The organism is Methylotenera versatilis 7 (genome assembly GCF_000799165.1).
In the GTDB taxonomy this organism is placed as follows: domain Bacteria; phylum Pseudomonadota; class Gammaproteobacteria; order Burkholderiales; family Methylophilaceae; genus Methylotenera_A; species Methylotenera_A versatilis_A.
In genome coordinates this window covers 831458-846333 of the sequence record NZ_JUGF01000001.1, presented here as the reverse complement: position 1 = coordinate 846333, position 14876 = coordinate 831458, and the positions used below count along the sequence as shown (strand labels likewise).

14 protein-coding genes are annotated in these 14876 nt (G+C 43.7%); 8 read left to right on the top strand and 6 right to left on the bottom strand.

The window, feature by feature from the left end; genetic code table 11:
- Positions 1 to 24 precede the first annotated feature (24 nt).
- From ispD to K370_RS03710, 4 genes are all read left to right on the top strand, one after another.
- Positions 25 to 714, top strand: coding sequence for a 2-C-methyl-D-erythritol 4-phosphate cytidylyltransferase (gene ispD, locus K370_RS03725; RefSeq protein ID WP_047538955.1), 690 nt, complete (start codon positions 25 to 27; stop codon positions 712 to 714).
- Positions 714 to 1205, top strand: a complete 492-nt coding sequence (gene ispF / locus K370_RS03720) for a 2-C-methyl-D-erythritol 2,4-cyclodiphosphate synthase (protein WP_047538953.1) — start codon at positions 714 to 716, stop codon at positions 1203 to 1205. The genes ispD and ispF overlap by 1 nt, the downstream gene beginning before the upstream one ends.
- A gap of 170 nt (positions 1206 to 1375) precedes the next feature.
- Positions 1376 to 3220 carry an ABC transporter ATP-binding protein gene (locus K370_RS03715; protein ID WP_047538458.1) on the top strand — a complete coding sequence of 615 codons (1845 nt, stop codon included), beginning with the start codon at positions 1376 to 1378 and terminating at the stop codon, positions 3218 to 3220.
- A 75-nt stretch (positions 3221 to 3295) separates the two neighbouring features.
- Positions 3296 to 3775, top strand: coding sequence for a DUF1348 family protein (locus tag K370_RS03710; protein WP_047538455.1), 480 nt, complete (start codon positions 3296 to 3298; stop codon positions 3773 to 3775).
- Here K370_RS03710 and K370_RS03705 read toward each other — a convergent pair.
- The 4 genes from K370_RS03705 to K370_RS03690 form a co-directional block, all read right to left on the bottom strand.
- Positions 3770 to 4471 (bottom strand): hypothetical protein, encoded by a 702-nt coding sequence (locus tag K370_RS03705; RefSeq protein WP_152603136.1) that lies wholly within the window; start codon positions 4469 to 4471, stop codon positions 3770 to 3772. The two genes, K370_RS03710 and K370_RS03705, sit on opposite strands and share 6 nt — an antisense overlap.
- 19 nt (positions 4472 to 4490) lie before the next feature.
- Positions 4491 to 5030 carry a Smr/MutS family protein gene (locus tag K370_RS03700; protein ID WP_047538949.1) on the bottom strand — a complete coding sequence of 180 codons (540 nt, stop codon included), beginning with the start codon at positions 5028 to 5030 and terminating at the stop codon, positions 4491 to 4493.
- 232 nt (positions 5031 to 5262) lie between these two features.
- Complete coding sequence (trxB, locus tag K370_RS03695) at positions 5263 to 6213, bottom strand: thioredoxin-disulfide reductase (protein ID WP_047538442.1); 951 nt, start codon at positions 6211 to 6213, stop codon at positions 5263 to 5265.
- A 99-nt stretch (positions 6214 to 6312) separates the two neighbouring features.
- Positions 6313 to 6777 carry a Dps family protein gene (locus K370_RS03690; protein ID WP_047538439.1) on the bottom strand — a complete coding sequence of 155 codons (465 nt, stop codon included), beginning with the start codon at positions 6775 to 6777 and terminating at the stop codon, positions 6313 to 6315.
- Positions 6778 to 6930: 153 nt separating this feature from the next.
- Between K370_RS03690 and K370_RS03685 the strand changes: the two genes are divergently transcribed.
- From K370_RS03685 to serS, 4 genes are all read left to right on the top strand, one after another.
- Positions 6931 to 9243: a DNA translocase FtsK gene (locus K370_RS03685; protein WP_047538435.1), complete on the top strand. Its 2313-nt coding sequence runs from the start codon at positions 6931 to 6933 to the stop codon at positions 9241 to 9243.
- The gene (gene lolA / locus K370_RS03680) at positions 9227 to 9862 is read left to right on the top strand and encodes an outer membrane lipoprotein chaperone LolA (protein ID WP_047538425.1); all 636 of its coding nucleotides are present in this window, start codon (positions 9227 to 9229) and stop codon (positions 9860 to 9862) included. The genes K370_RS03685 and lolA overlap by 17 nt, the downstream gene beginning before the upstream one ends.
- 93 nt (positions 9863 to 9955) lie before the next feature.
- The gene (locus K370_RS03675) at positions 9956 to 11293 is read left to right on the top strand and encodes a replication-associated recombination protein A (RefSeq protein WP_047538422.1); all 1338 of its coding nucleotides are present in this window, start codon (positions 9956 to 9958) and stop codon (positions 11291 to 11293) included.
- 7 nt (positions 11294 to 11300) lie between these two features.
- Positions 11301 to 12578, top strand: a complete 1278-nt coding sequence (gene serS, locus K370_RS03670) for a serine--tRNA ligase (RefSeq protein WP_047538419.1) — start codon at positions 11301 to 11303, stop codon at positions 12576 to 12578.
- Between the two features lie 51 nt (positions 12579 to 12629).
- On the opposite strand, the gene mltF is transcribed toward serS, so the two are convergent.
- Complete coding sequence (gene mltF, locus K370_RS03665) at positions 12630 to 14108, bottom strand: membrane-bound lytic murein transglycosylase MltF (protein WP_047538416.1); 1479 nt, start codon at positions 14106 to 14108, stop codon at positions 12630 to 12632.
- A gap of 27 nt (positions 14109 to 14135) precedes the next feature.
- Positions 14136 to 14816 carry a ribose-5-phosphate isomerase RpiA gene (gene rpiA, locus K370_RS03660; protein WP_047538947.1) on the bottom strand — a complete coding sequence of 227 codons (681 nt, stop codon included), beginning with the start codon at positions 14814 to 14816 and terminating at the stop codon, positions 14136 to 14138.
- Positions 14817 to 14876 lie beyond the last annotated feature (60 nt).

The following is a 14876-nucleotide window of genomic DNA, read 5'->3' as shown; positions in this document are numbered from 1 at the left end:
TTGCCACTACACTATAATATTGGCATGGCGTTTTTTCATGTAATTATTCCGGCGGCTGGCGTTGGTAACCGTATGGCAAATGTGCTACCTAAGCAATACATTGCGCTAGGTGGTAAGCCAATGATTTCGCATAGCATTCAAGTTTTTTTCAATCACCCACGTATTGCAGCGATTCACGTAGCGCTGAATCCTGAAGATGATTTTTGGCGTAGTTTAACGTTAGAGCCAGAAAGTCGCCTGCACTTGCATTATACGGGCGGCAAAACCAGAGCCGAAACAGTGCTGAATACATTGCATGCCATTGCACCGCAATTGCATGAAGATGATTGGGTGCTGGTGCATGACGCAGCAAGGCCAGGTTTAACACATGCCTTATTGAGCCAATTGATTGATACATTAGAAAATGATGCTGTCGGTGGATTGCTGGCGTTGCCCGTAGCGGATACCTTAAAACAGTCCGCTGCCAATCATCAAGTGAAGCAGACTATTCCGCGTGCCAATTTATGGCAGGCACAAACGCCGCAAATGTTTCGTTACGGTACTTTAAAAAGTGCTTTACATCAATTTAAAGACAGCGTTACCGATGAAGCTGAAGCAATTGAAGCGTTAGGATTAAGCCCCAAGCTAGTGCAAGGTGAGTTGCGTAATTTAAAGGTGACTTATCCGCAAGATTTAATATTATTAGAAGCACTTTTTAGCAAGGAAGCCCAATGATGACTAATAGTTTCGTGATACGTATCGGTCATGGCTTTGATGTGCACGCACTGGTCACTGGGAGAAAGTGCATTATTGGCGGTGTCGATGTTCCGCATAATAAAGGTCTGGATGGTCATTCAGATGCGGATGTTTTATTGCATGCGATATGCGATGCGTTACTAGGCGCGGCGGCACTGGGCGATATCGGTAAACATTTTCCGCCTACCGATAACAGCTACAAAGGTATTGATTCACGGCAGTTATTGCGCCATGTGGTGGCGTTATTACACACTAAAAATTACGCCGTGAATAATATCGATGCCACCGTGATTTGCGAAGCACCCAAACTTTCTGCACATACTGCACAAATGTGCGTCAATATTGCGGCCGATTGCCAAATTGAACTTAGCCAAATCAATGTTAAAGCCACAACCACCGAAAAATTAGGTTTTACTGGTCGCGGCGAAGGCATCGCAGCCGAAGCGGTTTGTACGTTAATCGGTAAGTGAGATTGATTCATCACAGCGTCGCTTTTTGCTGTTAATTGAATATTAAGTACTTTCAACTATTTGCAACCAAAGCCTATTTTAATCATCCTATTGATACAACTTAACACTCAAAAATGATTAAAAACGGTCAGAATACTCTTCATCACAATCACAACAAAAAGTAAAAATGCATGTTTAAATGGTTTGAACAACTCAGTCCACCTTTTTCTGAACGTCTGATCGCCACACCGCCCAAGAATTTTTGGCAGTTTGCGTGGGGCTGTACAGAAGGTTTCCGCCCTTATCTGGCGGGCATGACGTTATTCACAGGTTTGATTGCCGCGTTTGAAGCCTTGTTGTTTGCCATCATGGGTAAACTGGTCGATTGGTTAAGCAATATTCCGCCTGCAGAGTTGTGGGTGCGCGAAGGCGAACATCTAATCTGGTTATCGATTATTCTGCTTTTTAGCGTGGTTTTTATTGCGCTGCAAACGCTATTCAAGCACCAAACTCTGGCAGGCAATTTCCCCATGCGCATGCGCTGGAATTTTCATCGGTTGATGTTGAATCAAAGCATGAGTTTTTATCAGGATGAGTTTGCTGGACGCGTGTCGGCAAAAGTCATGCAAACCGCGCTGGCGGTGCGCGATGTGTGGTTTATCGTGGCCGATATCATGGTGTATGTAATTGTATATTTTGGCAGTATGGTCGCCATCGTGGGCTTTTTTAATCCACTCATCATGCTGCCATTTTTGGTTTGGTTAGCCACTTACATCATCTCACTCAGCTATTTTGTGCCGCGTTTAAGCAAGCTTTCGCAAAATCAGGCGGATGCGCGCAGCTTGATGACAGGGCGAATAACTGATGCGTATACCAACATCAGTACAGTTAAATTATTCTCACACGCAGGGCGCGAAGCGGGCTATGCAAGATCTGCCATGCATGAATTTTTAGGCACCGTACATGGGCAAATGCGCTTGGTGAGCCAGGTAGAGATTGTGAATCACCTATTGAATATGCTGCTGATTATCGCTACCAGCTTAACGGCCTTATGGCTATGGAGCAAAGGTGAAGTCACCGTTGGTGGGCTGGCGGCGGCTACAGCAATGGCGCTGCGTTTAAATGGCGTTTCTCACTGGGTGATGTGGGAAATGACATCGCTGTATGAGCAAATCGGTACAGTGCAAGATGGGATTAGCACACTGACCACGCAGAATAAAATCATTGATGCAGCAAATGCAAACCCGCTAGCCGTCAAACAAGGTGAAGTAAAATTTGATGCGGTGGATTTTGGTTACAACAGCGAGAAGCAAACTGCTAACAAAAAAACCGTATTAAAAGCACTTAACTTAACCATTAAACCGGGTGAAAAAGTGGGCTTGGTCGGGCGTTCCGGCGCTGGAAAGTCTACTATTGTGAATTTACTGTTGCGCTTTTATGAAGTGGAGAATGGCGCGATTCTGATTGATAATCAAAATATTAATGCCGTGACACAAAATAGCTTGCGCGAAAAAATCGGTATGGTGACGCAAGATACTTCATTACTGCATCGTAGCGTGCGTGACAATATCTTATACGGTCGTCCGGATGCCACAGAAGCAGAAATGGTCGCCGCCGCCAAACGTGCAGAAGCGCATGAATTTATACTGAATTTAAGTGATGTAAAAGGCAGAACTGGTTACGATGCGCATGTGGGTGAGCGAGGTGTAAAACTGTCTGGCGGGCAACGCCAACGCATCGCTATTGCACGCGTGATGTTAAAAGATGCGCCGATTCTATTACTGGATGAAGCCACTAGCGCGCTGGATAGTGAGGTGGAAACCGTGATTCAGGCCAGTCTTTATAATCTGATGCAAGGTAAAACTGTGGTTGCGATTGCGCATAGACTTTCCACCATCGCCGCGATGGATAGATTGATTGTGCTGGATAACGGCAAAATCATAGAAGAGGGCAGTCATGCCGAATTGCTGCAATTGGGCGGCTTGTATGCCAGCCTATGGACGCATCAAAGCGGCGGTTTTTTGGGTGAGCAATAAAGTCTATTTATAAGCACATTGTTCCGTGCGCCTTGCACTGTATCCCATCATATTAATTTTTTGAAGGAGATTGAAATGTCAGAAAATACTGAAACTAAACCACCTTTACCACCATTCTCGCGTGAAACCGCGATTCAAAAAGTGCGTTTGGCAGAAGATGGCTGGAACAGCCGTGATCCGCAACGTGTTTCAATGGTGTACACGCAGGATTCGCAATGGCGTAACCGCGCAGAGTTTCCCAAAGGTCGTGCGCAAATTGTGGAATTCTTAACCCGCAAATGGGCCAAAGAGCGGGATTATCGGCTGATTAAAGAATTATGGGCATTTGACGACAACCGCATCGCTGTGCGCTTTGCCTATGAATGGCACGACGATGCTGGCAATTGGTTTCGTTCATACGGCAACGAAAACTGGCAATTTGATGCCAATGGTTTAATGGAATTGCGCTACGCCAGTATTAACGATTTACCGATTAAAGAAAGTGACAGAAAATTCTTCTGGCCGCTAGGCCGCAGACCAGATGAGCATGCGAGTTTAAGTGAGTTGGGTTTATGATACATGTTGATTGCAAGTCGCAATACCAAAATCACTGTATTCGTAATGATAGTTGATACTACCTTTGATGTAGCAATATAAAAGATTGTCTAAGGCTACACACCCTTTATATTGTAGTACCAGTAATGCTTCATTTTTAATGATGCTAAAATTATGTTCATATGGATATTCTATTTTTGCTTTTAGGCGCATGAAAGCCGTGTAAAAGTTTTGCCAATTAAGCAAAACGTTTGGATTATCCCTATCCAAATTAACAGCTATTGCATGTAATTCTGGGCTTTTCAGCTCTTCGATTGTTCGGTATGTGAAGTTTGATGTCAAATCTTTATAAAAAGGGTTGTTATCAGATTGCATTTTAGAAATCTCTGCTTTTAAATCTATAAGATATTTTCTCGCATCTTTTTTTGCTTCCTCAACAAAAGCTCTATCTTCATTAGATTTACTAATATTTTTATGAATTTCATTCGTGATTCTTTGTACTTTAAGTTGTGAGTACAACACAATTAATGTAAAAAATGATAACAAGGGTGAATAAATACCAGATACATAAGAGCCAAATTCTCCCCATATATCTTGAGATTTAGAGAGTGTGTTTCCAAATTTGAGTACATAAAAGAAAATTGGAGCTAGGAGAAGAATAACTATCAAAACAATAGTGAAAGTTATGAAAAAATTGGTTTTTTTATTTTCTAACATATTCAATCTTTCTATTTATCTAAGCTTTCAACAAAACAATCACCGCGCCACTGCCACCATCCTCAGGCTTAGCTTGCGCATAGGCAATCACTTCATCTCTTTGCATTAACCAGTTGCGCAGTTTATGTTTCAGCACCGGTTCGCGGTTGCGTGAACCTAGGCCTTTACCATGCACGATGCGCACGCAACGGATATTGCGTTTTTTGCAGCTGCTTAAAAACTCTGCTACATATTCACGTGCTTCGTCCGAAATCAATCCATGTAAATCGATTTGTGCTTGTACCACCCAAAAGCCGCGACGCAGTTTGCTTAAAATACTGGGCGATTGGCCTGTGCGCAGATAAAGCAGTTCTTCGCCGCTTTCCAGTTCGTGCGCAGGGTAAAAGTCGTCACTTAGGCTATCTCTAAGGGCTTGTTTTTCATCGCGTATAAATTGTTTGGGGACAGGTTTTGGGTAGGATTTTTCGGAGTGCTGCGGTTCTGTATTTAAAGGGCGCGCGTTCTTAACGGCCTCTAGAAATAAGTGTTTGTCTTGTTCTGTGGCGGGTGTCTCAGCAATTTTCTGCTGATTTTTTAATGCTTCTTGTTTTGCTAAGTTAAGTTGCGTAAGCTCATTCTTAATGGCTTTTGCTTCGGCTTTTGTGAGCGGTATTGCGTTTAGCGCGACTTTATTTTTCGCCAGTGGTTTTGGTGTTAGTGACTGATTTTTAATCGATGATGGTTTAGGTTTTGCCATGGTGTCATCATCGATTAAAAATTGCCTTGATTCTATGTTAAGTAATTAGATTAATTTAGTTCAAGCCATCTAAATAGCGCTCAGCATCTAAAGCTGCCATACAACCTGACCCTGCACTGGTTACCGCTTGGCGATAGATATGGTCCTGCACATCACCCGCTGCAAAAATACCGGGGATGCTAGTAGCGGTAGCGTTACCTTTGCGACCAGCTTGCGTCACGATATAACCGCCTTCCATTTCCAGTTGGCCTTCAAAGATATCGGTATTCGGTTTATGGCCGATAGCAATAAATACGCCTTTTAAATCGATATCCTTTGTGGTGTTGTCATTCACGTTTTTAATGCGCATTCCAGTTACGCCTGTTGCATCGCCTAATACTTCGTCTAGCGTGTTAAATGTTTCCAAAACAATCTTGCCTTCTGCCACGCGCGCATTGAGCTTATCCACCAAAATAGCTTCGGCTTTGAATTTATCGCGCCTATGTACCAAAGTCACTTTGCTGGCAATATTCGCTAAATATAGTGCTTCTTCAACCGCCGTATTTCCGCCGCCAATCACGGCAACTTCTTGATTGCGATAGAAAAACCCATCACATGTCGCACAAGCTGAAACGCCTTTTCCGCTGAATTTCTCTTCACTTGGTAAGCCTAGGTATTTGGCTGATGCGCCCGTCGCAATAATCAGCGCGTCACATGTGTATTCGCCGCTATCGCCAACTAAGCGAATCGGTTTTTCAGTCAAATGCGTGGTGTGAATATGATCAAAAATCATTTCAGTATTGAAGCGCTCAGCATGTTTTTGAAAACGCTCCATTAATTCCGGGCCTTGCACACCTTCGTTATCTGCTGGCCAGTTATCTACTTCTGTAGTGGTCATCAATTGGCCGCCTTGCGCAATGCCAGTGATTAATACAGGATTTAAATTGGCGCGTGCAGCGTAAACGGCTGCCGAATAACCCGCAGGACCTGAGCCCAAAATAAGAAGATGGACGTGACGTGTTGCCATGTTGAATTGCTTTCTGAGATTAACTGATAGTTATTAAGGTAAGGTTGAACGCCTGCTTTTTCAAGCAAGCTTATTGCATTAATATTAATTTTTAGCGCGTTATTTTTCTAAAAGGCTTCTTAGCATCCAGGCTGTTTTTTCATGCAGCTGCAAACGTTGTGTTAATAAATCCGCCGTCGCTTCATCGGAAGCCTTATCAGAAGCAGGGAATACGCTGCGTGCAGTGCGGCAGACTGCTTCATGTCCAGCAACGAGTTCTGCAATCATATCGTTGGCTTTTGGCACACCAGCGGATTCTTTAATAGAAGATAATTCGGCGAATTGGCTGTAAGTGCCTGGTGCAAATACATCTAAAGAACGAATGCGCTCGGCAATGAGGTCTGTAGCCAACCAAAGTTCATTATATTGGGTTTCAAACATCAAATGCAGCGTATTGAACATTGGGCCCGTTACGTTCCAATGGAAGTAATGCGTTTTTAAATACAGGCTATAAGTGTCAGCTAATAGGTGTGATAAGCCTTCCGCAATCGCTTTTCTATCTTGTTCTTTAATTCCAATATCCATGTGATGCTCCTTTGGTCAATAAATGCTTAATCAACTGAATTAATATGTGTAATGTTAGTTTGCTTAATATTAATTGTATAGACATGCTTTGTGCAATTTGATTTTGTTATAATAAATAAAAAATTCTCTCATTATCATAAGGTTTGTAACAGTTTGTTTTTTAATAAAAAATCCTCGGCCGTGAATGGCCGTCTACAAGCACCGCCTAGTCCATCGCAACAACACGGAGCCAGCTTGGTGCGCGAGGCATGGTGGCTGGGTTTGGTATTGGTCGGTTTGTATCTTGCTGTGATTCTGGTGAGTTATGATAACCAGGATCCTTCGTGGTCACACATGGCTTCTGACAACGCTATCGTTCAAAATGCAGGTGGTGCAGTTGGTGCTTGGATTGCCGATATGTTGCTGTATTTATTTGGGTTTTCAGCATGGTGGTGGGTAATTTTAGCCTTTTATAGCATGTGGCTGGTGTATTTGCGTTTAGAGTTAACCATCTCAGAGCGTCCATTTTTACTATTCAATTTAGTCGGTTTTTTCTTACTATTAGTTTCCTCTTGTGCCTTAGAAGCGGGACATTTCATTACCTTGCCAGCAACTTTGCCATTGATTAGCGGTGGTATGTTGGGTAATGCGGTAGATGGCGCATTGCGCAGTATGTTTGGTTTCGCAGGCTCTACCATGATATTGCTATCTCTGTTTGCAGTCGGTTTTAGCTTATTCACGGGCTGGTCGTGGATTATGATTACCGAAAAATTGGGTAAAAACCTGATTGCTGCTTACGATTGGTCGATTAATAAATATCACGATTGGCAAGACAGAAAAGCGGGCAAAGTAGTGGTGCAGAAACGTGAAGAGTTTGTTGAGGCAGAGCGCAAACGTACTGAAGACCGCGCACCAGTCGAAATTAAAGCGCCAATCGTTGAAATCGCACAAAGCGAGCGCGTGCAAAAAGAGAAACAAACCACGCTATTTGCGACAGATATGGATTCCAGCCTGCCGCCATTACATTTGCTGGATGTTGCCAACAATACAGTTGATTTGCCTTCTGCAGAAACGCTAGACTTTACTTCCAGGCTGATTGAACGCAAGTTAATGGATTTTGGTATTGAGGTAAAAGTGCTGTCTGCACAACCTGGTCCAGTCATTACGCGTTTTGAACTAGAACCGGCGGCTGGTGTTAAAGGTAGCCAGATTACCAATCTGGCGCGTGATTTAGCTCGCGCACTGTCTGTGGTGAGTATTCGCGTGGTCGAAACGATACCGGGCAAAAGCTGTATGGGTTTGGAAATCCCTAATCCAAAACGCCAAATCGTGTTTTTATCTGAAATCATGGGTAGTCAGGTGTATGCCGAGATGCATTCGCCATTGGCAATCGCTATGGGTAAAGATATTGCAGGCAAGCCAGTTGTGGCTGATTTAGCCAAAATGCCGCATGTGTTGGTAGCGGGTACGACTGGTTCGGGTAAATCGGTGGCGATTAACGCCTTGATTTTGAGCTTGCTATATAAATCTGAACCCAGCAAAGTACGCATGATTTTGATTGACCCCAAGATGCTGGAGCTTTCGGTCTATGAAGGTATTCCGCATTTATTGGCGCCAGTGGTAACTGATATGCGCCAAGCCGCTAATGCGCTGAACTGGTGCGTGGCCGAGATGGAGCGCCGCTATAAACTGATGTCTATGCTGGGCGTACGTAATCTGGCCGGCTACAACCAGAAAATTAAAGAAGCCGAAAAAGCTGGCGAAAAAATTCCGCACCCATTCAGCTTAACACCAGATGAACCAGAGCCATTGGAAGAAATGCCGATGATTGTGGTGATGATTGATGAATTGGCCGATTTGATGATGGTAGTGGGTAAGAAAGTGGAAGAGTTAATTGCACGTTTGGCACAAAAAGCGCGTGCTTCTGGCATTCACTTGGTACTGGCAACGCAACGCCCGTCAGTGGACGTGATTACCGGTTTAATCAAAGCCAATATCCCGACACGTGTAGCATTTCAAGTATCCAGCAAAATCGACTCACGCACGATTTTAGATCAAATGGGTGCTGAAGCGTTGTTAGGTCAGGGCGATATGCTTTACATGCCGCCTGGCACAGGTTATCCGATGCGGATTCATGGCGCGTTTGTTAGCGATCACGAAGTGCATCAAGTGGTTAATCATCTTAAAGCCTTGGGCGAGCCGAACTATATAGAAGGCATTTTGACTAATGAAACTGAAGGCGGTAGTGAAGCGGGTGAGTTCAGTAGCGACAATGGCGCAGAAAAAGATCCGCTGTACGATGAGGCGGTGAATATTGTGTTAACCAGTCGCCGCGCCAGTATTTCATCGGTTCAGCGTCAACTTAGAATAGGTTATAACCGTGCGGCAAGGTTGATTGAAGACATGGAGCGCGCAGGCTTGGTTTCGGCCATGCAAAGCAACGGTAACAGAGAGGTGTTGGCAAAAGGTAATGCATCAATTGATTAAAAAAATAGTAGTAACAGGTTTATTCATCGCTTCACAAATGGCAGTTTCGCAGGCTGCACTGGCTGATGGCGTAGCTAGCCTGAGCGATTTTTTCAATAATACGAATGCGATGCGCGCGAACTTTAGCCAAGTGGTCACTGATACGCAAGGCCGAAAAATTCAAGAAGTACAAGGTTCGATGCAATTGCAACGTCCCAACAAGTTTCGCTGGGATTACTCAAAGCCGTATGAACAGCAAATTATCAGCGATGGCAAACAAGTATTTTTGTATGATACGGATTTGCAGCAAGTCACTATTCGCGAATTGAGCAAAGCATTAGGTTCTAGCCCGGCTGCTTTATTGGCTGGTGGCGATGCTGTAGAAAAAAGTTTTACGATTAAAAATGCAGTACGTAAAGATGGTTTAACTTGGGTTTTGGCGCTGCCCAAAGATAAAGAGAGTGGATTTGAGCGCGTTTTGCTGGGCTTTAATGGTGAAAGTTTGCGTAAAATGGAACTCCACGATAGCTTTAATCACATCACGCTCATTACTTTTGATGCGGTTGAGCGAAACCCTATCCTGCAAGCCTCAGCCTTTTTATTTATTCCACCCAAAGGTGCCGATGTAGTAAGTGAGTGAGATTTTAAGGTATCTTCTTAGTCACGTGACGGCAAACTCTACATTAAAGTTGTAAACTTCAACCTCAAATCCTTCAAATCAAAGAGAAAATAAGTGAACGACTTATTTCAAACTGTCAGCCCAACTGCGCCATTAGCCGAACGCTTACGCCCTAAAACTTTAGATGAAGTGGTCGGGCAATCGCATCTACTGGGCGAAAATAAGCCATTAAGATTGGCGTTTCAGTCTGGAAAATTACCTTCTATGATTTTGTGGGGACCGCCAGGCGTGGGGAAAACCACATTGGCGCGCTTGATTGCCAATACCGCCGATGCAGATTTTGTGCCGATTTCTGCGGTTTTGTCGGGCATAAAAGATATTCGCGAAGCGGTTGAGCGGGCAGAATTAACTCTGCAGCAACATGGCCGTAAAACGATTCTATTTGTCGATGAAGTACACCGATTTAACAAAGGCCAGCAGGATGCTTTTCTGCCATTTGTTGAAAGTGGCTTGATTACGTTTATTGGCGCGACCACTGAAAATCCATCTTTTGAGGTGAATAGTGCGTTGTTAAGTCGTGCGCAGGTATTTGTACTGAATTCACTGTCAGAAGCTGAGCTGGATTTATTGCTAACTCGCGCGCAGCAATTAGTTGCACCAAACGTTCAGCTTACAAACGCGGTTAAAGAACAGATATTGGCTTATGCCGATGGTGATGCCAGACGTTTGCTGAATTTTGCGGAAGGCTTATTTAACGCGGCTGAAGGCGCTAAGGTTACCGAAATAGATGAAGCTTTTTTACAAACGACGATGGCAAGCAAGCTGCGCCGTTTTGATAAAGGTGGCGAGGCGTTTTACGATCAAATTTCTGCACTGCATAAATCGGTACGTGGCAGCAATCCGGATGCCGCATTATATTGGTTTTTACGCATGATAGATGGCGGTGCAGATCCCCTTTACCTAGGTCGTCGCATCATTCGCATGGCCATTGAAGACATCGGTCTGGCTGACCCGCGTGCGCAAACAATGGCGTTGGAGGCATGGCAGATTTATGAGCGGCTGGGTTCGCCAGAAGGTGAATTAGCACTTTCAAACATGGTGATTTACTTGGCCGTTGCGCCCAAAAGTAACGCCGCTTATAACGCATACAATCAGGCCAAAGCCTTTGTAGCACAAGATAAATCTAGGACGGTGCCATTGCATTTAAGGAACGCGCCGACCAAATTGATGAAAGCACTGGATTACGGCAAAGAATATCGCTACGCACACAATGAGCCTGAAGCTTACGCGGCAGGCGAGCAGTATTTTCCAGATGAGCTGGAACAAGATAAGAATGGCCCGCCAAAATTTTATAATCCCACACCGCGCGGCTTAGAAGGTAAAATTGGCGAAAAATTGAAGCACCTTAAAGAACTCGACCTTAAAGAAATAAATAAAAAAGTGAAGAAATAGGAATCGCATGTTAGATATTCAAGCATTAAGAAATGATTTAGATGGCGTTGTTAACCAGTTAAACAAGCGCGGGTTTGTGTTCGACTCAGCAACATTCTCGGCTGTAGAGCAAGAGCGCAAAGCCGTACAAACACGCACACAAGAGTTACAAGCCAAGCGCAATAACACTTCTAAGCAAATTGGTATCGCTAAATCAAAAGGCGAGGATGTCAGCGCGATATTAGCGGAAGTTGCTGGTTTGGGCGACGCACTAAAAGCAGACGAAGCTTTACTGGAAGAGTTGCAAATTAAACTGCAAAGCGTGTTATTAAATGTACCGAATTTGCCACACGAAAGTGTGCCTCAAGGCAAATCAGAGGCGGATAATGTTGAAGTGCGAAAAATAGGTACACCACGCACTTTTGATTTTGAGATTAAAGACCACACCGATGTTGGTACGCCGCTGGGTTTGGATTTTGATACAGGTATCAAACTTTCAGGCACGCGCTTTACTTTTATGCGTGGCGGTATTGCCAAACTTCACCGTGCTTTGGCGCAGTTTATGCTGGATACGCAGACTGAACAGCATGGCTATGAAGAATGTTATACGCCGTATCTGGTGAATACAGAGACATTAACTGGTACAGGCCAATTGCCTAAATTTGAAGAAGATTTATTTAGCTTAAATCACAACGACAATAAGCTTTATTTAATCCCAACTTCAGAAGTGACGCTTACCAATACAGTCCGCGATGAAATCGTGCCTTTAGAATCATTGCCGATTAAGCTCACTGCGCATACACCTTGCTTCCGATCTGAAGCTGGTTCTTATGGGCGCGATACTAAGGGCATGATTCGCCAGCATCAATTTGATAAAGTGGAAATGGTGCAAATCGTACATCCAGGCAAAAGCTATGAGGCTTTGGAAGAAATGGTTGGGCACGCTGAAAATATTCTGAAAGCGCTTGAATTACCGTATCGCGTAGTATCACTTTGTACGGGTGATATGGGTTTTGGTGCAGCTAAAACTTACGATTTAGAGGTCTGGTTGCCTGCACAAAATACTTATAGGGAAATCTCTTCTGTTTCTAATTGCGAGGCGTTTCAAGCGCGTCGTTTGCAGGCGCGTTTTAGAAATGAGCAAGGTAAAATAGAATTGGTGCACACGCTTAATGGGTCTGGTTTAGCGGTAGGGCGTACCTTGGTGGCGGTATTGGAAAATTACCAGAATGCGGACGGCAGCGTAACGATTCCCAAAGTTCTGCAGCCTTACATGAACAATCTACAAGTGATTAAATCTGCTTAATTTTACATTGGCTGAGCTATTGAATAGCTCAGCTAGTTTAAGTTAATCACTTTAAAAATCGCCACCTTTAAAATTATCGGCACTGGCGATTTTAAAGCTGTTCTCATCAGCGTCATAACCCGGTTCAAAGCGCGCTAAGATATTGTAATAACTGCGAATGGATTCGACAAAAACAACGGGCTGACCACAGCCGCAGTAGCCATATTTTGCATTCACGTAATAGGTTGGATTGCTCAGCATAGGCAAGGTTTTTTTCACATCTGCCCAGCGGTTCGGGTCTAATTTTAAACGCTGTGCTAACACGCGCGCATCTTCTACATGCGCGTAGCCAATGTTGTATGAGGCTAATGCCATATAAGTGCGATCAGGTTCTGGCACGCGCTCAGGAATCGTTTCTTTTAGCATGTTGATATATTTTGCACCCGCAGTAATGCTCTGCTTGGGGTCTAATCTATCTGTCACTTTCATCAAGTCGGCGGTGCTTTCCGTTAACATCATCAAGCCACGAACGTTGGTAGGAGAGGTGTTGAATGTATCCCAATGCGACTCCTGATAACTAAGTGCGGCGATTAGACGCCAATCTAAATCGGTTACTTCTTGCGCTTGCTGGAAAAGCCGTTTGTATTTAGGCAACAAGGTACGACTGCGAATTAAAAAAGTTTGAATATCCACCGGTTTTAAGCGTTTTACATTGCCGTGATAGCGATCCAGTAAATTACGCAAAGTGCCATCTTTTTTAATTCGATTAAAAAAAGCATTCACTTTCTGTTGCAGCTCGGGGTTTCTGTTTTTAGGCATCGCCCATGCAATTTTTTCTGGCTCGCCAAGCGCAAACGCGACGCCCAACTGAGGGTAGTAATTTTGCATGATAGAAACCAAATGACTATCAGCAATGGTGTAATCAATCTCACCGCGTTCAAGCTCTTGTAATAACTCCTCTGATCCAACATGCAGGTGTTCTTCCCACATTAAACCTGGTTCGGTGGTTTGCAGTTTGCTTAAGCGTTCTACAAAGCTGGAATTTGCAGGTAATGAAATGTGTAGACCGACTAAATCTTTTAATTGTTTTGGTGGTTTTTTCTGCTCTGCTTTGTTTTTTTCAATGTTATAAACAACTAATTGCTGCACATCTTGATAATCAACCGAAAAATCAATTAACTCTTTGCGGTCTTTTGTAACCGTTACGTCAGCCGCAGCAATATCGGCTTTATGTTTTAATATGGTAGAAATAACCTGATTAATATTATTGGCAACAATCAGTTTCAATTGCGTGTCATTACCCAAATCCTTCACAAATAATGTAGCCAAATCGTACTCAAGTCCTGCAAACTCTTTATTGCCGTCTACATAATAAGTGTTGGGACTATTGAGGGTGACAAAAGTGACTACCTTGTTTTTTTTTGCATTAGATGCCGGCTCAATAATGATCTTAGTATCATCATCTGTTTTATTGCAGGCGGTGATTAACAGTAAAAAGGAGAGTAAAAATGCTAATGGTGTTGCGCTGAAAATAGGGCGAGGATATCGCATTAATGCAGCCTTAAGCGTTAGCAAAAGCTATTTCCAGTATTCTTCAGTAACATTGCCGTTTTCTGCAATGAGTATGCCGCTGGCAAGCCCACAGAAAATACCATGCTCTACCACGCCAGGCGTATTATTAATCAGCTGGTTTAATTGTGCTTCTGAGATAGATTTATCAAAACTCATATCCAGCACTAGGCTGCCATGCGAGGTAACCGTCAAGCCATCTTTAGCGACATTCTGGCGCAAATCACCTACGCCACCAATGGCTTCTAAACTGCGTTTAGCTGTTTTCCATGCCATTGGCATGACTTCAATAGGAATGACAAAGTTGGTGCCGATGCGCTCTACTAATTTACTTTTATCGGCTACCACTAAAAACTGTTTGGCTGCTTTTGCTAGTAGTTTCTCAAGCACCAAATCATAGCCACGGCCTTTCAGTAGTGTCATATCCGGTGTGATTTCATCTGCGCCATCCACATATAAATCAATCTCAGAAACCTGGTTCAGCGCAATGACATTTAAACCCAGACTTTGCGCTTTTATCATGCTGACAGTTGAGCTGGCAATCGTGGTGACATTTAGATTTTCTTCAAGCTGGCGGCGCGCCAGTTCTTCAATAAAGTAGTTGGCGGTAGATCCTGTTCCTAAGCCAACCAGCATGCCATTTTTAACATAGTTCGCGGCATGTATCGCGACGACTTGCTTATCGTTAATAGGCTTATCGTTCATTTGATTGAAGCTCCTCAATACTTTTTTATTTGTACTTAATTATTC

Excerpts from the sequence above, each read along its gene's own strand:
- ispD (WP_047538955.1), top strand. The coding sequence starts at position 25 with ATGGCGTTTTTTCATGTAATTATTCCGGCGGCTGGCGTTGGTAACCGT.
- ispF (WP_047538953.1), top strand. The coding sequence starts at position 714 with ATGACTAATAGTTTCGTGATACGTATCGGTCATGGCTTTGATGTGCAC.
- K370_RS03715 (WP_047538458.1), top strand. The coding sequence starts at position 1,376 with ATGTTTAAATGGTTTGAACAACTCAGTCCACCTTTTTCTGAACGTCTG.
- K370_RS03710 (WP_047538455.1), top strand. The coding sequence starts at position 3,296 with ATGTCAGAAAATACTGAAACTAAACCACCTTTACCACCATTCTCGCGT.
- K370_RS03705 (WP_152603136.1), bottom strand. The coding sequence starts at position 4,471 with ATGTTAGAAAATAAAAAAACCAATTTTTTCATAACTTTCACTATTGTT.
- trxB (WP_047538442.1), bottom strand. The coding sequence starts at position 6,213 with ATGGCAACACGTCACGTCCATCTTCTTATTTTGGGCTCAGGTCCTGCG.
- K370_RS03690 (WP_047538439.1), bottom strand. The coding sequence starts at position 6,777 with ATGGATATTGGAATTAAAGAACAAGATAGAAAAGCGATTGCGGAAGGC.
- lolA (WP_047538425.1), top strand. The coding sequence starts at position 9,227 with ATGCATCAATTGATTAAAAAAATAGTAGTAACAGGTTTATTCATCGCT.
- serS (WP_047538419.1), top strand. The coding sequence starts at position 11,301 with ATGTTAGATATTCAAGCATTAAGAAATGATTTAGATGGCGTTGTTAAC.
- mltF (WP_047538416.1), bottom strand. The coding sequence starts at position 14,108 with ATGCGATATCCTCGCCCTATTTTCAGCGCAACACCATTAGCATTTTTA.